Source organism: Pseudomonas sp. NPDC012596 (assembly GCF_042902325.1).
In the GTDB taxonomy this organism is placed as follows: Bacteria; Pseudomonadota; Gammaproteobacteria; order Pseudomonadales; family Pseudomonadaceae; genus Aquipseudomonas.
Window position 1 is genome coordinate 337,053 of the sequence record NZ_JBIBEB010000003.1, and the last position, 19,542, is coordinate 356,594.

Here is a 19,542-nt window from a genome sequence, read left to right on the forward strand (position 1 = left end):
GCCAGGAAGGCGTAGTACACCCATGAGCCGTCACTATCAGTTGGTGCCAACGCTGCTGGATCGCTTGCTTGATGATATCCCTCATCAGGCGAGCGAGGCGGTTTCGAAGCGCCTGTGCTCTCTGGCTGACTACAAAGCCAGCCTGATCCGCGACCTTGAGGTACTGGTCAATACCCGCCAGTGCCTAGTCGCCGACCGGCTTGGCAGCCACCCGCAACTGGCCGGCACCATCCTTGAGTACGGCATGCCGGACTTCACCAGCAAAGGGGTGCTCAACCCAGAGGATCGGCGGTTGATCCAAGCCCAGCTGGAGCGTGCTATCAGCGTGGGTGACAAACGCTTTCGGGCAGTACGCGTGCAACTGATGAACCAGCAGGTAGGCCACCGCATGCTGACGTTCAGGGTCGATGCAGTGCTACACCTGCAGGACGCCACCCGCCAGGTGTCCTTCGACGCGGTATTGCAGGTCAATACCCAAGAATACAAAGTGCAGAACCTCAACTGATGCTCGACGACCTGCTGCCTTATTACGAAAAGGAACTCTCGCACCTGCGCTTTCTCGGGCAGGAATTTGCGCGCGAGTACCCGAAAATCGCCTCGCGCCTGCTGATCGAGGGGGACAACTGCGAAGATCCCCACACCGAGCGCCTGATCGAAGCGTTTTCGTTCCTTTCTGCACGCATTCATAAAAAGCTCGATGACGAGTTTCCAGAGATCGTCGAGGCTTTTCTTGAGGTCCTGTACCCGCACTACCTGCGCCCGACGCCGGCCCTGTCGATCGCCGAGTTCTCTGCCGGCAACCGGGCGTCCCTGACGGCGCGCTACGACATTGCCCGGCATACCGAAATCACTTCACGCAGCGTAGAGGGTGTCGCTTGCCGATTCCGCACCTGCTACCCGGTGCAGCTGTGGCCCATCGTCGTGCAGGAGGCCTCGTTTGCCGAGCTCGAGCGCTCGGTATTCAACGGCCACAGCGCCGACCTGGTCGCGCACCTGAAAATTGGCCTGGCGGCGACTACCGACCTGCATTTTGGCCAGTTGGACATCCATTCGCTGCGGTTTTTCCTCGACGGCGAAAGCACGTTGATGCTGCAGCTGTACGAACTTTTGTTCAACAACTTGGCGAAGGCTACCTTGAGCTTTACCGAAAACGGCCAGCGCCGCGAAATCGGCCTGCCTGCCGATGCATTGCGAGCGGTCGGTTTCGAGGCTGCCGATGGCTTGGTGGACTATTCCGCCCGATCGTTCACCGGCTACCGCTTGCTGCACGACTATTTCACCTTCCCCGACAAATTCATGTTCTTCGACCTCGGTGGGCTCAAGCGTTGCCTGGCCGGTAGAGACCTGCAAACGATCGAGATCAATTTCTACTTCGCCCATTACGAACTTGGCGAACGCCTGGTGCGCCTGGCGCAGAACATCGGGCGCAACAACTTCAAACTCGGCTGCACGCCGATCATCAACCTGTTCAAGCAACAGGCCGAGCCGATCAAGCTGACGCACGCCCAGCACGAATATCCGGTCACCCCGGACGTACGCCTGCAAGGCAATGCCGAAGTGGTGTCGATCGATCGGGTGCAGCGGGTGCGTAAACTCGCTGGCAAGGACAAAGTCAGTGATTGCAACCCATTTTTCGAGCCACGCGGCGAGCTGGGGCCTGACGCCTGCTACTGGATCGGCCGTCGCCAACCATCGCGTCGCGGCAGCCAGCCCGGCACCGACATGATGATCCGTGTGGTCGACCGCGAACTGGATCTGATCGACACCAATAGCGACACCTTGAGTATCGCCCTGACCTGCAGCAACCGAGACCTGCCGCAACTGCTCAGCTACGGCGGTAGCCAGAGCGATTTCAGCCTGGACCAGGACGGCGTGGTCGACAGCATCCGCATGCTACGCAAGCCCACTGCCACGGCCCGGGTACCGCTGGGCGATGGCCTGATCTGGCGGCTGGTTTCCCACCTGTCATTGAACCACTTGTCGTTGGTTTCCCAAGGCAAGGAAGTGCTGCAGGAAATGCTCAGCCTCTACAACTACCGGCGTGGGCTGGCCGTACGCAAGCAGATCGGCGGCATTCTTTCGATCAAGAGTGAGCCGGTAGTTGCTCGCATCGGCCACCCGCGGCCGAACTTCGTACGCGGTGTCGGCATTACCCTGGAACTCGACGAAAGCCAGTACATCGGCAGTGGCGTGTTCTTGTTCGGCAAGATCCTGGACCACTTTTTCGGCCAGTACTGCACCGTCAACAGCTTTACCCAACTTACCCTTCGTACCCGCCAGCGGGAAAAGAGAATCGTACAATGGCCAGCCAGAACCGGCGATCAACCCCTGGTCTGATCGACCAGGCACGCGCGGAGCCATACCGGTTCGAGTTTTTCCAACTGGTACGGTTACTGCGCCTGCACTACAGCAGGGCGGGTCGCATAGACCCGGAAACGCGGCCGCACGACGACCCGTTGCGTTTTCGCTCGCAGCTGTCGCTGAACTTCCCGGTCAGTGAAGTCAGCGAGTTGAAGTTCGAGCGGGCCGAACGCACCAATGCCAACGATCAACCGTTGTCGGAAGTGCAGGTTACTTTCATGGGCCTGGTCGGGCCGTCCGGTGTACTGCCACGGCCGTACACCGAGTTGCTGATGAACCGTCACATCCAGCACCGCGATGATGCCGCGCACGCCTTCATGGACCTGTTCTCCCACCGGATGGTCGCGCTGTTCTACCAGGCCTGGCAAAAGTACAGGTTCCACATCGAGCACGAACGCAAGGGCGCCTCGGACTTCGAGCGTTACCTGCTCAACCTGGTGGGGTTTGGCGAGCAAGGGCAGAAACGCAAGTTCGACAAAGCACGCCCAGGGCTGCGCCACGAACTGTTCAGCCACTTCGCTGGCCTGTTCACCCAGCGTCCGCGCAACGCGCAGAACCTGCAGGCAATGCTGTGCTTCTACTTCGGCTTGAATTTCACCCTGCGCCAGTTCGCCGGGCGCTGGCTCAAGCTGGATCCCGAGCAATGTACGCGGCTGGGTCGGCAGAACGCTCAGCTGGGGCAGAGCACGGTCGCCGGTAACCGCGTATGGGACTACCAGTCGTGCGTGCGCATCGAAATAGGCCCGCTGGAACTGGCCGATTATCAACGCTTCCTGCCCGGCACCGACAACCACCGCAAGCTGGTCGAGCTGGTGCGTTTCTACCTCGGCCCCAGCCTCGATTTCGAACTGGCACCACAACTCAAGCCCGAGGCCGTACCCGTTGCCCGCCTGGGCCGCGAAGGCGGTGTGGCACTGGGGTGGCTGGGCTGGCTGAAGCGCCCCGGCAGCCAGGCCAAGCCTGCCCGCTGTGGCATTTTTAGTATTCCTTTTGATGGGGTCTCGCTGTGAACCTTAAGTCCTTGTTTGCCAAGCTCAACGACACCTGCCGCAGTGCCACCGAGAGCGCGGCCGCGCTGTGCCTGGCCGAACGTCACTACGAAGTGGACATCGAACACGTACTGCTGCAACTGCTCGAAGGTGACGACAACGACTTGCGCCCCGTGTTGCGCCATTACGACGTGGTGATCGAGCGCCTGCAGTCTCAGCTGGCTCAGGCACTCGAAGGGTTCAAGACCGGCAACACCCGCACCCCTGCCCTGTCACCGCACATCACTCAGTTGATCGAGCGGGCCTGGGTCCTTGCCTCGATCGAATACGGCACCCAACAGATCCGCAGTGCCTATCTGTTGCTGGCATTGCTCAACGACGCCGAGCTGCGGCGCCTGTTGCTGGCCAACGCGGTCGAGTTGGAAAAGATCAATGTCGACGACCTGCGTGCCAACCTGACGGACCTGATCAGCACCAGTGGCGAAACTCAGCTCACCGCGCCCTTGCCCACCGACACCAGTGCTCAAGCGCCTGTGCGCTCGTCCGGCAAAACACCAGCACTCGACCAGTACACCGTAGACCTCACCCGCAGCGCCCGCGAAGGCCGGATTGACCCGGTTCTGGGGCGCGAGGCCGAGGTACGCCAGATGGTCGACATCCTCACCCGTCGCCGTCAGAACAACCCCATCCTCACTGGCGAAGCTGGCGTTGGCAAAACTGCAGTGGTAGAGGGCCTGGCACTGCGCATTGCCTTGGGCGATGTGCCAACTCCGCTCAAGGACGTCGCCATCCATACCCTTGACCTCGGCCTGCTGCAGGCCGGCGCCGGCATCAAGGGCGAGTTCGAAAACCGCCTGAAATCGGTGATCGAGGAAACCAAACGCAGTGTCCACCCGATCATCCTGTTCATCGACGAAGCCCATACGCTCATCGGCTCCGGTGGCCAGGCCGGGCAGAACGACGCTGCCAACCTGCTCAAACCCGCGCTGGCGCGCGGCGAGTTGCGCACTATCGCAGCCACCACCTGGGCCGAATACAAGAAGTACTTCGAGAAAGACGCCGCACTCGCCCGCCGCTTTCAGGTGGTCAAAGTGGAGGAGCCTGAAGAGGACCAGGCAATCTATATGCTGCGCGGCCTGCTGAACAAAATGCAGGAGCATCACCGCGTGGCGGTGATGGACGACGCCCTGGTTCAGGCCGTGCGCCTGTCCAGCCGCTACATCACCGGCAGGCAGCTGCCCGACAAGGCCGTCAGTGTGCTCGACACCGCTTGTGCCAGGGTGGCCCTGGGCCAAAGTTCGCAACCAGGGCGCCTGGAAGACTGCCTGCGGCTAGTCGAGCACCTGCAGGCTGAAATCAACCTGCTGGAACAGGAACAGCGCAAAGGCAGCGACCACCAGCGCCGACTCGAACAGCTGCACGAGCAAATCGAACAGGCCACCCAGCGCCAGCAACGTCTGAACCTGCAATGGCAGCGTGAGCTGGAGCTGGTGCGCCAGATACACACCCTCAGCGAGGCCAGCGAGGCCGATAATCGCGCCGAGCTGGCTGAATTGCGCAACCAGCTGGCCGATGTGCAAGGCGAAGAACCGTTGGTCCACGCGTTGGTGGATGGCGCGACCATTGGCGAGGTCATTTCAGGCTGGACCGGTATTCCGTTGGGCAAGATGCTGCGCGACGAAATCGACACCGTGCAACGCCTGCCAGAGCTGATGGCAGAGCGCGTGCTAGGCCAGGATCACGCCCTGCTGGAGATCGGCAAGCGGATCAAGATTTCCCGGGCGCGTATGGAAGATCCGAACAAACCCATTGGTGTATTCCTGCTGCTCGGACCCAGCGGCGTGGGCAAGACCGAGACAGCCCTGGCGCTGGCCGACACCCTGTATGGCGGTGAGCGCAACGTCATCACCATCAATATGTCCGAATACCAGGAGGCCCACACCGTCTCCAGCCTGAAAGGGTCGCCCCCTGGTTATGTAGGCTATGGCGAAGGCGGCGTGCTGACCGAGGCGGTGCGACGCAAGCCCTACAGTGTGGTGCTGCTTGACGAGGTGGAAAAAGCCCACCCAGACGTACTCGAACTGTTCTTCCAAGTGTTCGACAAGGGTGTTCTGGACGATGGCGAAGGGCGTGAGATCAATTTCCGCAATACCGTGATCATCCTCACCTCCAACGTCGGTACCGACCACATCATGCGTACCTGCCTGGGTGCCGAACAGCCCCCAGCGCCGGCACAACTGGTCGATGACCTGCGTGAACAACTCAATGCCGTATTCAAACCGGCGTTCCTCGGCCGCCTGAGCATCGTCCCCTACTACCCGGTACAGGACGCCATCCTTGAACGCATTGTCGGCCTGAAGCTTGAGCGCATCCGCCAGCGCTTCGAACGCAACCACCAAGCGCAATTGCACTTCAGCCCGGCGCTGGTACCGGCAATTGCCGCACGCTGTACCGAGGTCGACAGCGGCGCGCGCAACATCGACAACATCCTGTCGGGCAGCCTCATGCCAGAGTTGGCCGACCGGGTACTGACGCGCATGGCGCAAGATCAGCCGATCAACAGCCTGCGCATCGACCTGGATGAAGCCGGCGGCTTCGCCTACAGCCTGGCGTAAGAAATGCAGCCGTTGACACAAGGACCATCAGCAGCAGCCCGCACCGTTCGGCAGCTGCCAGACCTAGATTTCAGGAGCAGTGCAATGGGCAGGTTACTGGGTGTATTGATTGTGGCGTCGGCGCTGAGCGCGTGTGGCGTTACAGACCGGGTCGGCAAGCGAGTGGACGACACGTGGGCAGGCGACATGCTGTTCAGCAGCGACGAGCAGGTGACCCTGACCGTCGACGGCGGCAACCAGCTGAACCCCGACGTAGCCGGCACTCCGCTGTCGGTGGTCACCCGGATCTATCAGCTGACCAGCCTGGAACGCTTCATCAGCAGTGACGCCGACACGCTGCTGGCCAACCCGGAGCAAGCACTTGGCAACACCCTGCTCGATACCCGTGAGCTGGTGGTGTTGCCAGGCATCGGCGACATCCAGCGCTGGCCGCTGACCAAGCAGGCCCGTTACGTTGCCGTTGCCGCGTTCTTCCGCGACGAAAGCGGTGGGCGCTGGAAGATGGCCTTCAACGCTGACGCCTTCCGCAAGGATGGCATCCTGTTCTCTTCCAGCGGTGGTCGAATTCTGCTGGACCGCAACGAGATCACCGCCGAGCGCGGCCAGGACGTGCTGCAGCTGCCCTCCCAGCAGGCCATCGCCACGTTGCAACCCGCGCAGCCCCAGCAAGCACAACCAACTGTGGCCGAGCAACTGCAGGCCAAGGCGCTGGACTCTGCCCAAGAGGCTGCCGAAGAGGCCGCTGACAAATCCATCAAAAAATCAGTGACCAACCTGTTCGACTCTTCACTGGAAGGTATCCATGAGTAAGAAAAGCCGTGTGATGTGGTCGGAAGGGATGTTCCTCCTGCCCCAGCACTTCCAGTACCAGGACGAGTTCCACCAACATCAGCTCGCCCAGGCAACCCTGCGCTCGTCGCCGTTCCACTGGGGTGTTCAGGCGCTCGAAGTCGACGAACAGGCGCTAAGCAGCGGTGTACTGCAGCTCAAACGCCTGCACCTGGTGTTCCCTGATGGTTCGGTATTCGATGCGCCGCAGCATGACCCGCTGCCGGCCGCCCGCGACCTCAAGGAGGTGATGCAGGGGTCTGGCCTCAAGGTGTACGCTGCCCTCAAGCTGGCAGAACCCTACAGCGCCAATTACCTTGAGGAAGGTGCCGAGCGCACCGGTGCCCGCCGTTACCGCAAAGCGTTCGACACGCTGCCCGACCTCAACGAAGGTGATCTGGAAAACGAAATCACCAGCCTGCGCCTGAACGTGGTGCTGCTGGTCGATGGCGATGCACTGGACGGCTACAGCTATTGCCCGCTGCTTCACCTGCAGCGCAACAACCTCAACGCCTTCAGCATCGACAGCCAGTTCGTCCACCCGGCATTGCACCTGGGCGCCCACGAAACCTTGCTGACTATCGCCCAGCGCCTGCTGGCTTTGCTGCACAGCAAAAGCGAGACCTTGTCCGGCCGGCGGCGCGAACGCGCTGACCAGATTGCCGAGTTTGGGTCCAGCGATGTAAGCCTGTTCTGGCTGCTGTACACCGTCAACCGCGCCTACCCGGGCCTTGCGCACCTGCTGCAGCACCCGCAGCTGCACCCGGAGCAGCTGTACCGGTTCCTCGCGGAGCTGGCCGGCAGCCTGCTGACCTTCTCGCTCAACGCCCGGCTTGACGACATCCCGGCCTACGACCACCAGAACCCTGCCGCCTCGCTGATGAAGCTCGACCGGCTGGTGCGCGAGCTGCTCAACAGCGTCGTGCCCAACCAGTACATCCCGATTCCGCTGGACCAGACACGCCCCTCGTATTACGTCGGCCGCCTGAACGATCCACGCCTGGTAGACGCCGATTTCTACTTCTCGGTCCACGCCGACATGCCAGGCGCCCAAGTGCTGGAACTGGTGCCCCGGGCGTTCAAGGTTGGCTCGCCGGAAGACATCGAAGTGGTGGTCAACACGGCCATGCCCGGCGCCACGCTCAACCACTGCGTACGCACACCGAACGCCATACCGGTACGCCTGGACAACCAGTACTTCGCAATCGAACCCCATGGACGGGTGTATGAACGCATGATGGGCGCCAATGCCATCGCCTTCTACGTCCCCAGTGCCTTCAAGAACCTCAAGCTCGAACTGATGGCGGTGCTCAAATGACTGTTGCCGTAATGCCAGGCGGCGTGGCCGCCACCGAACAGACCTCGACTCTGAAGGACCTGGTCAAGGACTTCCTGACCATGGCCCTGATGATCCGCCGGGGCAACAAGGTCATCGACGTGAAACGCCTGCGGGCCAGCGTTGACGAGTTCTTCCCTGCCCTGGAGCGTGATGCACGCCGTGCCAACTACAGCGTCGAACAGGTCAAGGATGCCCAATACGCATTGTGCGCCTTCCTCGACGAAAGCGTGCTGAACGCAGGCCCTAGCGAAATCCGCAACCAGATCGAAATCAATCCGCTGCAATTCCAGTACTTCGGCGTACACCTGGCTGGCCAGGGCTTCTTCGACAAGCTCGACAGCCTGCGCACCGACGTCAAACGCAACCTGGACGTGCTCGAGGTTTTCCACCTGTGCCTGGCGCTGGGTTTCGAAGGCAAATACAGCCTCGAGCAGAAGGATCAGTTGCGTTATATCGCCAACACCCTGGGCCAGGACATCGCCCGCCACCGGGCACCCCGCAAGGCACTCGCCCCGCAATGGGCACTGCCCGACCAGGTGTCGCAGATGCTGCGTTACGAAGTGCCGTTGTGGCTTTACCTGGTGCTCATCGCACTGGTCTGCGGGGCGGTCTACCTGACCCTGGACTGGTTGCTGGGCAAGGAAGTCGCCGCTTTGGCGGAACAGGTCCGACGGCTGTTCGGCGTTTAATTCGGGTACGGTCAGGAAGACATGAAAGCACTACTGCGCTGTTTGAAAAATTTTTGGTTTGCCTTGGCGCTGGTCTGGGCCATTGGCTTGTTGGCCTGCTGGTTCGCACTGCCGCGCTGGCAGGTGTCGCGCGAGCAAGTCTATGTGGCGATGACGCTGTTCAGCGCCGTGTGCCTGCTGCTGGTCGTGTTGCGCCAATACCGCCGCATCCGTGCAGAGCAGAACATCGAGAACCTGGTGCAACTGGAGGTTGACCGCTCGCTGGGCAGCGAAGGTGAATTCCGCGATCAACATGTGCTGCGCGAGCGCCTCAAGCACGCCATCGCCATGCTGCGCTCGGCACGCTCGGCGGGCGGTGGGGGTGCATCGGCACTGTCCGACCTGCCCTGGTACCTGGTAATCGGCATGTCGGCTTCGGGCAAGACCTCGCTGCTGACCCGCTCCGGGCTGTCTGCATCGATCGCCGGTGCACAGGCCAGCGGTTTCGACAGCGGTACGCAACACTGCGACTGGTATTTCAGCCCGGAGGCGGTGCTGATTGATACCGCCGGCCGCTACCTGCGTGACGATGCTTCGGCAAGCGAGTTCGCCTCGTTCCTCAAGCTGCTGCGCAAACAGCGCAGCAAACCTGCCGTCAACGGCCTGGTGCTGGTGGTCAGCCTGCCAGAGATCATCTGCGCCACCGTTGCCGAGCGCGAGGCCATCGCCGCACGCCTGGTCAACCGCATTGACGAGTACAGCGAGTGCCTGGGCGTCAACCCGCCGTTGTACCTGATGCTCAGTAAAACCGACCTGCTGCCGGGGTTCAATCAGGCCTTCGAAGGCCTGGACAATAACCAGCGTCAACAACCCTTGGGCATGACATTCCCGCTGGCCGACGTGCGCAGCAAGGGCCTGCGTGCAGTGGCCGAAGAGCGCTTCAACCAGTTGCTGGCCAGTGTGCGCGAGCATGTAGACGCCCAACTGATCGGCGCTGGCAACACGGCCAACGTCGAACTGCTGCAGTTCCCCAACTACTTTGCCGAGCTGTCCACGGTGCTTGGTGGCTTCCTCGAGCAGTTCGAACGCAACGCCGATGGCCGTACGCCACCGATCGTGCGCGGTGTGTATTTCACCAGTGCTTTGCAAACCGATGAGCAACTGCCACCGGTGTATGAAGACGCACTGGGCGCGCACTACGCCCTGCAAGCCAGCGATCGCCCGGCTGCCGGCACGCCCGCGCACAAAGTTGGCGACAAGAGCTACTTCATCACTGGGACGTTCCGCAATGTGGTGTTCCCCGACCGTAACCTGAGCCTTTATTATTCGCGCCAAGGGCGCACCCGTGCGCTTACACCAGCGCTCGCCGCAGCGGCTGCACTTGCCGGTGTCGCCCTGCTGGCGTGGGAAGGTGTTTCGTTCCACAACAATCGCCAAGTGCTGGCCAGCATCGCTGGCGAACTCAGCGAACTGGAACAGGCCCCCGACCAGGCCGAGCGCCTGGCTTCCGGCCAGGCGATGGAGCAACTGCGCCGCTACCTCGGCGAATTCGAAGGTTACGACAGCCAAGGTGTCCCCCTGGCACTCGGCGCCGGGCTTTACAGTGGCAATGACCTGCTCAGCCCGCTACGTCAGGCTTACCTGCAGCAATTGCGCACCCAGGCACTTGAACCGATTGGCAAACAACTGCAGGTGCAATTGCGCGCCCTTAACCAGTTTGCCGAAACCGTGGACCGCACCCCGCTGGCCGCCCCTGGCAAACGGCCAACAGCCAAGCAAACCGCTGTGAATGCTGCACCTGCCAAGTCCGTCAAAGTGTTCAAGGCACCCGCCAGTGCGCCGTTGGTCACCGGCGTTGCGGGCACTGGTACCCAGACCCTCGGCCAGCTTCAGTCCGCAGCCAGCCAGGCCGGTCAGGAAGGCCGCCGGCGCGCGCTCGATGCACTGCAGGACAAGGCGCGCTCGGTATCAAGCGCCGACTCCTCCGAAGACACTGCACTGACTGCGGGGCTTTCGCTGTCCGAGGACAGCCTCGGGCGCCTCAGCGAGCAGCAGATAGGGTCGGTAATCGAGGCCTACAGCGCGCTCAAGCTGTACCTGATCCTGACCCACCCGCAGGCGCACCCGGACGTCGACTTCGTCGCCACCGAGTTGCCGCGCGCCTGGGCACAGGCAGCACAAGCGCAAGGGCTCGACATCAGCCCGGAGCTGATCGCCGCCAACAGCGCAACCTATGTGCGTTACCTGGAGCAAGGCAGCGCCCCAGCATTGCGCCGCAATGAGCAGCTGGTCACCGATGCACGGCAGAGCCTGCGCTCGTTCATGATCGCCAGCTCCCTGGTCGACCGCGAATACCTGCGCCTGCAGCTGGAGTCTGGCCGCCAATACCCAGCGTTGACGCTTGCCGATATGGTCCCGGCCAACAGCCGCAACCAGTTGTTCTCCGCCGAATCTGTGCCTGCTTTCTACACCCGCCAGGGTTGGGAGGAGTTCGTCCAGCCCGAGTTGATCAAGCTGCTGTCGGGCGAGTTGCGCAACGACAGCGACTGGGTACTCGATGGCGAAGGCGGCAACGGCCTGGTGCAAAAGGCCAACTTCATGCGTGAACTGCTGGCTCGTTACAAATCTGACTACGCCGAAGCCTGGTTCACCTTGTTGCAAGGTGTCGGTGTGCGTCATTTCACCGACATGGCCAACGCCAGCGAGCGCCTCACAGTCCTGAGTGACGTACAGAACTCGCCGGTCAAGAGCCTGCTGGCGGCCGTCAACCACAACACCGACTGGGACCTGCCCAAACAAGCGTCCACCTCGCCGACCAGTGCCGTCGACGACAGTTTCTGGAGCAGCATCAAGGGCGTTTTCGCCGGCCAGGGCGCACAAGGTGCTGCCATCGTCGCCAAGTTGCCTCGCGTTGACGACGCCAGCCTGGCCAAGCGTTTCGAGCCGGTCTCGCGGCTATTCGCCACGCAGAACGCCGAAGGCGCCGACAGCACCGTGATGGATCGCTATTTGGCCGCGCTGCGCAAGCTGAAGGTACGCCTGAGCAACATCCAGCGCTCTCAGGACGTCGGCAAGAACAGCAAACTGTTGATCAGTGAAACGCTCGAAGGCCAGCCTTCGGAGGTAACCCTGGTACGCAACTACGTCGAGACCAGCGTCGACACAAGTGCCGGCAGCTTGTCCGATTCGCTGCTGCGCCTGTTCAATTCGCCCCTGCAGTACACCTGGGAAACCCTGCGCGACCCGGCTGGTCAGCAAATCGCCAAAGCCTGGGCGCAAGACATTGCCCGCCCATGGCAACAGGTCATGGCGCACCGTTACCCGATCGTCGCCAGCAGCAACAACGAAGCCTCGGTCAAAGACCTGCAACGCTTCGTCGACCCCGAGAGCGGCTTGCTGCCCGCCTTCAAACGCAACGAAATCGGCAACTTGGCCGGTGGTGAAGGTTTGGGCATGGGTACCGGCAACAGCAGCAGCCCATTGGTGAATACGAAGATGGTCGACAGCATCGACAAGGCCAGCTCGGTTGGCCAGGTCATCGCTAGCCTGTCGGACCGCGAGAATGGCTTCGAGATCATGCTGGAGCCGTCAGCACGCTACACCGACATCATCTTCACCCTGGACGGCCAGGAGCAGCACTACCGCAATGGCCGCACCAGCTGGAACCGCTTCGCCTGGCCAGGCAGCAACAACGCACCGGGTGCACGCCTGGACGTAGTGACCCTCGAAGGCCAGCGCATCACTGTGTTCGACTACCCTGGCCGCTGGGGCTTGCTGAAAATGAATGACAGTGCACGGGTCAACGACCTCGACACCATTCAGCAGCGCTTTACCTGGCAATCGGTGGCCGGCCCTGTGAGCCTGGTGGTGCGCAACTACGGTGGGGTAAAGATGACCGACCTGGCTCAGGTCAAGGCACTGAGCGTGCTCAACGACAGTGCGCGGGTGAACTGATGATCGGTTGTTTCGGCAAAGTCCCGGCCAGCGCCGACTTCGTCAGCCTCAACGGCGCCCTGCCCGAGGTTTGCGAGTTCGACCTATGGCTGCAGAACGGCCTGGGCCGCATGCAGTCGCAGCCCGACTGGCGCGAGCGCTTTGACGCGTTGCCGGTGTGTTTTTTCTGTTACCGCAGCCGCAGCGGGCAATGGCTGCTCGGCGGCTTCATCAGCTCGCGCGACACCAGCGGTCGGCGCTACCCGTTCATGGTGTTCCAGAGCATCCGGGTGGAGCACGACGAACAGTTCGTCAGCCCGCATATTCTTTGCGAGCTGTTTGCCGGGCAGATCAAACCGTTGCTGATGCGGGCAGCACAAGGCACCGACATGACCGAACTGTTCGCCCGCATCAAGGCCATGCGCGGCTGGACCGTGCAAGACCTCGACCTTTACCGCCGTGTGCACGAAAAATTTCTGCGCGACTTCAACCTGCGCGACGTGGCCCGGCCGCTGCGCCACAGCTACCCGGAGTTCGACACCCAAGCCGGCATGGCCAGCCTATACCGCCTGCGCGCCGCCCTGCAGCAACAGCAACCCGCAGCCATCAGCTTGCCACTGCCGGCGCAGAGCGGCCTCAAACGGCCGATGGCTGACCTCTGGTGCTCGTTGCTATCACGCCTGCGCGGCACGGGCGGCATGCCCGACGTCAGCGTGCTGGTCGACGACTTCATGCGCCCTGGCCTGCTGTGCTTCGTATCGCGCGGCAGCGATGAGGTCTATCGCGTGCTGACTGGCGTTGCCGACAGCACCGAGCGCTACAACCTGCTGGACCCTTTGTCACAACCAGCGGCAGGCGGCGCATTGCCGCTACCTGCCGATGACCTCGCCCTGAACGATTTCATTGAGCGCTTTGCCAGTGCTCGGGACGAACAGTATTGATGAACAGGCTCAAGTACTACTTCTTCAAATACCAACCGTATGTACTCGGTGTGGTGTTTTTCCTGGCCATTTTCCTGGTCTGGGCAATCGGCCTGGCGCTGGGCTTTGCCTCGCTCTACAGCCTGCTGGCCGGTATCGGGCTGTTCGTACTGTTGTCTGCCGCCTATGTGTTGCTGATGTACCGCGGTGTGTCCAACCATCACGACCTCGAAGCTCTGCTGCGCGATGACGCCGACCAGGCCGTGCTCAACGCCAACCCGCAGGACCGCGAAGAGGTAAGCCTGCTGCGTGAGCGCCTGCTGCAAAGCATCGAACGCTTGCAAGGCTCGGGCAAATCCGGGGCCAACAAGGACGCCCTGTACGCCCTGCCCTGGTACCTGGTTATCGGCCAGCCGGCCTCGGGCAAAAGCACCATGCTCTACCAGTCCGGCCTCACGTTCCCCTACGCCGACCGCGAAGGCGCAAGGGTTTCCGGCTTGGGCGGCACGCGCAACTGTGACTGGTTCTTCAGCTCCGAAGCGGTACTGCTCGACACGGCCGGCCGCTACATGGACAACCAGGAAGAAGCCGGCAAATGGCGCGCCTTCCTCGGCCTGTTGCGTCAGCACCGCCAGCGCCGCCCCCTCAACGGCCTGATCGTCGCAGTCAGCATCGAAGACATCCTGCACGCCAACGCCGAAGGGCGCGAGCGCTTGGCCAAACGCCTGCGCGAACGCATCCAGGAGGCGCACGAACTGCTGCAGCTGCGCTTGCCGATCTACCTGGTTTTCACCAAGTGCGACCTGCTGCCCGGCTTCACCCATTTCTACCGTCAGCTGGACCCGTCGGCGCGCGACGACGTCATGGGCAAGACTTTCGCCCACGAAGGGTTTGAAAAGTCCGACTGGGGCACGCGCTTTACCACAGGCCTGAACGAATTGGTCGAACATTGGCAGGTGCTGGCCGACCAGCAGATGCTGCAGCAGGACATCCAGCTGACCCGCCAGGACCCGGCCGCGTACCGCCTGCCGCTGGAACTGGCGGCGCTAAAGCCCCTGCTCAACACCTTCGTGGCCGACCTGCTGCGTGCCAACCCTTACCAGAGCGCCGAACTGCTGCGCGGGTTCTACTTCACCAGTGCCTTGGACGCCGATGATCCAGCCCAAGGGGCATACGCTCGCCAGGTGCGCGAACGCTTTGCCCTGGCGGCACCCGGCAACACCGCTGCCGTCAACAGCCAGCCCGCGCCGCTGTTCATCGCCAGCTTGTTCCGCAAGGTGATCATCCCCGATCAGCACCTGGTGGCGCTGTATACCAGCAACCACCAGGAAACCCGTCGCAAGGCGACCTGGGTGGGTGCCGCCGGGCTTGCCGGGCTGCTGATGTGCCTGGCCTGGGGCTGGTCGTACAGCAACAACAAGGCCGCCCTCCAGGCCGTGGCAGCCAACCTGAGCGCAGCCGAGCAACAGGATGCCGCAGCCAGCCAGCAATACACCGACTGGCACACACTGGACCAATTGCGTCACGCCGCAGCCGAACTGTATGCCCGCCACCATGTCGACGGCGTGCCCCTGGCCATGCGCATGGGCCTTTACACCGGCCACGCCATCGAACCCTTCCTGCGGGAGGCGTATTTCGCCCAGCTCGAAAAGGTCATGCTCAAGCCCACTGCCGATAACCTGACCCGCTCGCTGTACCTTTTGAGCAGCATCAAGATCTACCAGCGCAACGCTTCGCGCCTGGAAGCGGTGAGCGGTATCGACAGCGTCGAACCGCGCGCCCTGCCCGTGGACAACCGCGCGCAATCTGTGGCGACCTTCGGCCAGACCACGCTGGACACTTACCTGATGCTGTCCAAGGCCCAGCGCGAGCAAGCCCAGCCTGCCGTGCTCAAGGCACGCATCCCCGACTATTGGTACCCGGCAATCTACAAACAGGTGCCACGCGCTGCCGGGCAGTCCGCGCAAGCGGCGGGCGAGGCCGACGACTATCAGTTCGCCGGGCGCCAGATCGCCTTCTACGCCGACCAGATCCGCGAGCCCGACGTGCCGCGCATTCTCAACAATGCGTTCCTGATTTCCAGCTCGCGCAATTACATCAACAGCCTCCTGTCACGCTCGCTGCGCGCTATCGAAACCATCACGCTGGAGTCCGACACGTTGTTCGCCTTCGGCCGCGCCGACTTCCAGAGCCTTGAGCCCGCAGGCCAACGCCAACTCAGCAGCATTGCCAACAAACTGCTGAACACACCCAACGTCGGCAAGATCGTCATCACCGGCCATGCCGACCAGATCGGCGACAGCCAGAGCAATTTGCAGGTATCGCGGCAACGTGCGCAGACCATCAAGACCTATTTGGTGGGCAAGGGCCTGCCAGCAGAGCTGGTCGACGCCGTAGGCGAAGGCAGCAACAAACCTCTGGTGCGCTGCAACATGCAAGCGCCGCGCGCCCAGCTGATTCAGTGCCTGGAACCTAACAGGCGTGTAGAGATCGAGGTCCGGGCACTTGATTGATGCCAGGTCTCAACACGACGCCGGCGGCTTGCCCGCAGGCGTCAAACTCAGGGCGGGTCCACGCTATGGATCAAGGAAGCCCTTTATACCTATGGAGAAACGTAAACATGGCATTTGACGCTTACATCAAAATTGACGGCATCCCAGGCGAAGCTCTGGATGACAAGCACAAGGACTGGATCGAAGTGCTGGGCTACCAGTACGGCGCCACCCAGGCCACCTCGGCTACTGCCAGCTCCTCCGGTGGTGCCTCGTCCGAGCGTGTCAACCTGAGCGATTTCACCATCCGCAAGTACGTCGACAAGGCTTCTGCCAAGGTTTTCGAAGCTTGCTGCAAAGGCCAGCACATCAAGGAAGTGGTGCTGAACGTGAACCGTGCCGGTGGTGACAAGGTGACTTACCTGACCATCACCCTGGAAGAAGTGGTGGTCTCCTCGGTCAACTTCCTCGGCAACCTGCCGCTGGATGGCCAACCTAACTCCGAAAGCGACCTGCCGATGGAAGAGGTCAAATTCAACTTCTCGCGCATCAAGACCACCTACACCCAGCAGAAGCGCTCCGATGGCGCCGGTGGCGGCAAGGTCACCGGCGGCTGGGACCGTTCGCTGAACAAGGTCTATGCCTAAGCCTGGCCTGAGCTGCCGCCTGTAACGGGCAGCTCGATCGAGGGTCCCGTGCCGCCATGGCACGGCGACCTTCCTTTTACCTTTGCGATAGAGCCGTCCATGTCCGACATTCTTGACGACCTTTCACTGTCAGCCTTGCGTGCCCCGATCGATGGCGGTGCTGGCGAGGACCTGAGCTTTTCCAGCCTGTTCGATCAGATCAAGGAGGCGCGCCGTGCCGATGCCGACTACCTGACCCAGGGTGATTGGCAAACCGACCTCAAGCAGGCCGACTGGGAGCAGGTAATTCAACTGGCCGCGACTGGTCTCACCGAGCAGAGCAAGGATTTGATGCTGGTGGCCTGGCTCAGCGAAGGCCTGGCACACAGGAAACAGTTTCCTGGCATCCGTTTTTCCCTGGCAGTGGCCCAAGCCCTGCTGGAAGATTTCTGGGACACGCTGTACCCCGCCCTTGACGAGGGCGTGGAGGAACGCGCGGCCCGCATCGCGTGGCTTACGACCACGCTAACCCAGGTGGTGCGCACCCTGCCGATCACCCAGGGGCAGCACTACAGCCTGCACAAGTATGAAGAGTCGCGGCAGGTCGAGAACCTCGCCCGGCAAAACCCCTCGGCGATGCACCAGGCGCTGGAAGAAGGCAAGATCAACGCCGAACTGTTCCAGCGCTCGGTAGTGCTAACCGACACCGAACACCTGCAGCAACGGCATGCGCAGATCAGCGAATGCCTGGTCGCCTGCCAGCAGCTTCAGGCTGCCGCCAACAAGGTGTTCGTACACGATGCGCCTAGCTTCCTGTCGCTGAACGACGTGCTGGTGCACGCCCGCCAGTTAGTCGAACGCTTGCTCAAGGAGCGCGGCGTCGAACTGGCTGTAGCACCTGCCCCAAACGAGCCAGTACCCGAGCAACGCGTCGCTGACGCCGCCCCCACTGCTGCTGTCGCGAGCGAACGCAGCGCCGCCGATGCACCGCTGCGGACTGTGCCGCTGAACCGCGAAGAAGCCTTCACACTGCTGCAAGGTGTTGCGCAGTACTTCAAGCAGGCCGAGCCCCACAGCCCGGTGCCTTACCTGGTGGAGCGCGCCATCAAGTGGGGCAACATGCCGCTGGAGTCCTGGCTTAACGATGTGATCAAGGACAGCAGCGTGGTCGATAACATTCGCGATGTGCTCGGCACCTTGCAACCTCGTGACTGATTTGTGGTCCTAGCCGCCAGAAAAGGAGTTTCGACATGCGTCCGATCATTCTCTTGAACGACCCCACCGACCGCGGAGGGATGGTCGTGCAAGGCTCGCCGTCTACCTTGGTTTACGGCCGTGCCGTCGCGCGGCTTGGTGACAAGGTGATGTGCCTGCACGGTGCGTGCGTGATCGCCAGCGGCGACACCACCACGTTGGTTGACGGCAAGCCGGTGGCCCGCCAGGGCGACAAGACCGCCTGCGGCTCAAGCCTGATCGCGACCAACAGCGACACCGGAATACTCTAAGGACTGCCAGCATGTTGAAACCCTTTGCCCAAGGCCATCGCTCGCTGTGGGATGTAATTGGCGAACGGCGTGAGCAAGAGCAGCGCCTGGCGCCCCCTCCCCGGCCCATTGCGCACTACGACACCGCGCGCATCGGGTTGGCCGATGCCTGGCTGTGGCTACCCAATCTGACCCCGGCTGAGGCCAAAGCAGGCAAGGCGCTGGGCAAGGTCGATGCTGACTTCGAGCACGACCCACGGCTGGTCAGCCCGGCCGGGCATCGGCGCAATGTGCGACGTATCCGCGCTGGCACTGACCGCGCCGAAGTAAGGGCACTACCCAGGGCGCTGCAGTTGCTGAAGGGCATGCTGGGGCAGTGGCATGAGTTCGCGGCCGAGCTGGACTGGGACCAGGTTCAGGTCGTACTGTTCGCCCCTACCGATATAGCTCCCGATCCGTGGCTTGATGCGGCGCTCGAGGTGTGGCCGTTCGACTACCTGCCCGGGCATGGCTTCATCGCCCCGGAACAAACGTTCGCCACCTGGCTGCCTTGGGCGCTGCAGAATGATCTGGAAGTACCCAATCTGTTGTGCATCGGCCTCGACTCCTGGGCGACGGTAGCCAGGGCTGGCAGCTTGACGGGTGAGCGCATGGCCGGTGAGGCCATCAGCGTACTCAACCTGCAACGCATCGACCTGGCCAACGCCGATACCAACCCCCGTTGGCATGTCACCCCTGCCGTGGCCCATACCCATGAACCCCGCGCCTTGCAGTCACGCAAAAGTACGGGCGGCCTGGAGCAGGTGGCCGAGGCGTTGTGTGAACGAAGTGGCATGGCAATCGCCGATGTAAAGGCTGTGGTTACCGACGGCTACCACGACGACAACCGTCTGGAGCATCTGTACCAGTTCCTGAATACCTGCCTGCCCGACTGCGACCTGCAGCAGCACGTCATCGGGCATGCCCTGCTGGCGGGCGAATACGGGCATGGCATCGGCGAGTTGAGTGCGCTGGCGTTGGCCTTGCAGGCGGCCAACAGCCTGGAGGGGCCCGTGCTGGTGCTCGACCGGCATGCCCCCACGCAGACCCAGGGATGGTTGGTTGAGCCGTCGCAGGTAGCGGATGCCGACCCGCAAACGAGTGAGCATGCCTGATGATGAGGTTCGCGAGCAAAATCAACCGCATGGCCCAGGAACGCGCCCAAACCGAAGCACGCCTGAAAAAGATGGGCATCGCCATCGATGAAAACTACCAGGACCCGCCCATCAAGGCCCTGGAATAACCCAC

General features: G+C 62.1%; 15 protein-coding genes. All 15 read left to right on the plus strand.

Annotated features, from left to right (window positions below):
* Positions 1-22 precede the first annotated feature (22 nt).
* The gene (tssE, locus tag ACFY68_RS06185) at positions 23-505 is read left to right on the plus strand and encodes a type VI secretion system baseplate subunit TssE (RefSeq protein WP_387524533.1); all 483 of its coding nucleotides are present in this window, start codon (positions 23-25) and stop codon (positions 503-505) included.
* Complete coding sequence (gene tssF, locus ACFY68_RS06190) at positions 505-2,337, plus strand: type VI secretion system baseplate subunit TssF (RefSeq protein WP_387524535.1); 1,833 nt, start codon at positions 505-507, stop codon at positions 2,335-2,337. Before tssE ends, tssF begins: the two co-directional genes overlap by 1 nt.
* Positions 2,301-3,371, plus strand: coding sequence for a type VI secretion system baseplate subunit TssG (tssG, locus tag ACFY68_RS06195; RefSeq protein WP_387524537.1), 1,071 nt, complete (start codon positions 2,301-2,303; stop codon positions 3,369-3,371). The genes tssF and tssG overlap by 37 nt, the downstream gene beginning before the upstream one ends.
* On the plus strand, positions 3,368-5,965 hold the full coding sequence (gene tssH / locus ACFY68_RS06200) for a type VI secretion system ATPase TssH (RefSeq protein ID WP_387524540.1): 2,598 nt from the start codon (positions 3,368-3,370) through the stop codon (positions 5,963-5,965). Before tssG ends, tssH begins: the two co-directional genes overlap by 4 nt.
* Before the next feature lie 84 nt (positions 5,966-6,049).
* Positions 6,050-6,775 carry a type VI secretion system lipoprotein TssJ gene (tssJ, locus tag ACFY68_RS06205; protein WP_387524542.1) on the plus strand — a complete coding sequence of 242 codons (726 nt, stop codon included), beginning with the start codon at positions 6,050-6,052 and terminating at the stop codon, positions 6,773-6,775.
* Positions 6,768-8,111 carry a type VI secretion system baseplate subunit TssK gene (gene tssK, locus ACFY68_RS06210; RefSeq protein ID WP_387524545.1) on the plus strand — a complete coding sequence of 448 codons (1,344 nt, stop codon included), beginning with the start codon at positions 6,768-6,770 and terminating at the stop codon, positions 8,109-8,111. Before tssJ ends, tssK begins: the two co-directional genes overlap by 8 nt.
* Positions 8,108-8,821, plus strand: a complete 714-nt coding sequence (gene icmH / locus ACFY68_RS06215) for a type IVB secretion system protein IcmH/DotU (protein ID WP_387524548.1) — start codon at positions 8,108-8,110, stop codon at positions 8,819-8,821. The genes tssK and icmH overlap by 4 nt, the downstream gene beginning before the upstream one ends.
* 21 nt (positions 8,822-8,842) lie before the next feature.
* The gene (locus ACFY68_RS06220) at positions 8,843-12,754 is read left to right on the plus strand and encodes a type VI secretion protein IcmF/TssM N-terminal domain-containing protein (protein ID WP_387524551.1); all 3,912 of its coding nucleotides are present in this window, start codon (positions 8,843-8,845) and stop codon (positions 12,752-12,754) included.
* Complete coding sequence (tagF, locus tag ACFY68_RS06225) at positions 12,754-13,674, plus strand: type VI secretion system-associated protein TagF (protein ID WP_387524554.1); 921 nt, start codon at positions 12,754-12,756, stop codon at positions 13,672-13,674. Before ACFY68_RS06220 ends, tagF begins: the two co-directional genes overlap by 1 nt.
* A complete protein-coding gene (tssM, locus tag ACFY68_RS06230) occupies positions 13,674-16,166 on the plus strand; it encodes a type VI secretion system membrane subunit TssM (RefSeq protein ID WP_387524557.1) in 2,493 nt (830 codons plus the stop codon). The genes tagF and tssM overlap by 1 nt, the downstream gene beginning before the upstream one ends.
* Before the next feature lie 107 nt (positions 16,167-16,273).
* Entirely contained in the window at positions 16,274-16,792 is a 519-nt protein-coding gene (locus ACFY68_RS06235) for an Hcp family type VI secretion system effector (protein ID WP_387524560.1), read from the plus strand.
* A 99-nt stretch (positions 16,793-16,891) separates the two neighbouring features.
* Positions 16,892-17,986, plus strand: coding sequence for a type VI secretion system protein TssA (gene tssA, locus ACFY68_RS06240; RefSeq protein WP_387524563.1), 1,095 nt, complete (start codon positions 16,892-16,894; stop codon positions 17,984-17,986).
* Positions 17,987-18,021: 35 nt separating this feature from the next.
* Complete coding sequence (locus ACFY68_RS06245) at positions 18,022-18,276, plus strand: PAAR domain-containing protein (RefSeq protein WP_387524566.1); 255 nt, start codon at positions 18,022-18,024, stop codon at positions 18,274-18,276.
* An 11-nt stretch (positions 18,277-18,287) separates the two neighbouring features.
* Positions 18,288-19,409, plus strand: a complete 1,122-nt coding sequence (locus tag ACFY68_RS06250; protein ID WP_387524569.1) for a hypothetical protein — start codon at positions 18,288-18,290, stop codon at positions 19,407-19,409.
* Positions 19,409-19,537: a hypothetical protein gene (locus ACFY68_RS06255; RefSeq protein WP_387524572.1), complete on the plus strand. Its 129-nt coding sequence runs from the start codon at positions 19,409-19,411 to the stop codon at positions 19,535-19,537. Before ACFY68_RS06250 ends, ACFY68_RS06255 begins: the two co-directional genes overlap by 1 nt.
* Positions 19,538-19,542 lie beyond the last annotated feature (5 nt).

Excerpts from the sequence above, each read along its gene's own strand:
- tssE (WP_387524533.1), top strand. The coding sequence starts at position 23 with ATGAGCCGTCACTATCAGTTGGTGCCAACGCTGCTGGATCGCTTGCTT.
- tssF (WP_387524535.1), top strand. The coding sequence starts at position 505 with ATGCTCGACGACCTGCTGCCTTATTACGAAAAGGAACTCTCGCACCTG.
- tssG (WP_387524537.1), top strand. The coding sequence starts at position 2,301 with ATGGCCAGCCAGAACCGGCGATCAACCCCTGGTCTGATCGACCAGGCA.
- tssJ (WP_387524542.1), top strand. The coding sequence starts at position 6,050 with ATGGGCAGGTTACTGGGTGTATTGATTGTGGCGTCGGCGCTGAGCGCG.
- tssK (WP_387524545.1), top strand. The coding sequence starts at position 6,768 with ATGAGTAAGAAAAGCCGTGTGATGTGGTCGGAAGGGATGTTCCTCCTG.
- icmH (WP_387524548.1), top strand. The coding sequence starts at position 8,108 with ATGACTGTTGCCGTAATGCCAGGCGGCGTGGCCGCCACCGAACAGACC.
- ACFY68_RS06220 (WP_387524551.1), top strand. The coding sequence starts at position 8,843 with ATGAAAGCACTACTGCGCTGTTTGAAAAATTTTTGGTTTGCCTTGGCG.
- tagF (WP_387524554.1), top strand. The coding sequence starts at position 12,754 with ATGATCGGTTGTTTCGGCAAAGTCCCGGCCAGCGCCGACTTCGTCAGC.
- tssM (WP_387524557.1), top strand. The coding sequence starts at position 13,674 with ATGAACAGGCTCAAGTACTACTTCTTCAAATACCAACCGTATGTACTC.
- ACFY68_RS06235 (WP_387524560.1), top strand. The coding sequence starts at position 16,274 with ATGGCATTTGACGCTTACATCAAAATTGACGGCATCCCAGGCGAAGCT.
- tssA (WP_387524563.1), top strand. The coding sequence starts at position 16,892 with ATGTCCGACATTCTTGACGACCTTTCACTGTCAGCCTTGCGTGCCCCG.
- ACFY68_RS06245 (WP_387524566.1), top strand. The coding sequence starts at position 18,022 with ATGCGTCCGATCATTCTCTTGAACGACCCCACCGACCGCGGAGGGATG.
- ACFY68_RS06250 (WP_387524569.1), top strand. The coding sequence starts at position 18,288 with ATGTTGAAACCCTTTGCCCAAGGCCATCGCTCGCTGTGGGATGTAATT.
- ACFY68_RS06255 (WP_387524572.1), top strand. The coding sequence starts at position 19,409 with ATGATGAGGTTCGCGAGCAAAATCAACCGCATGGCCCAGGAACGCGCC.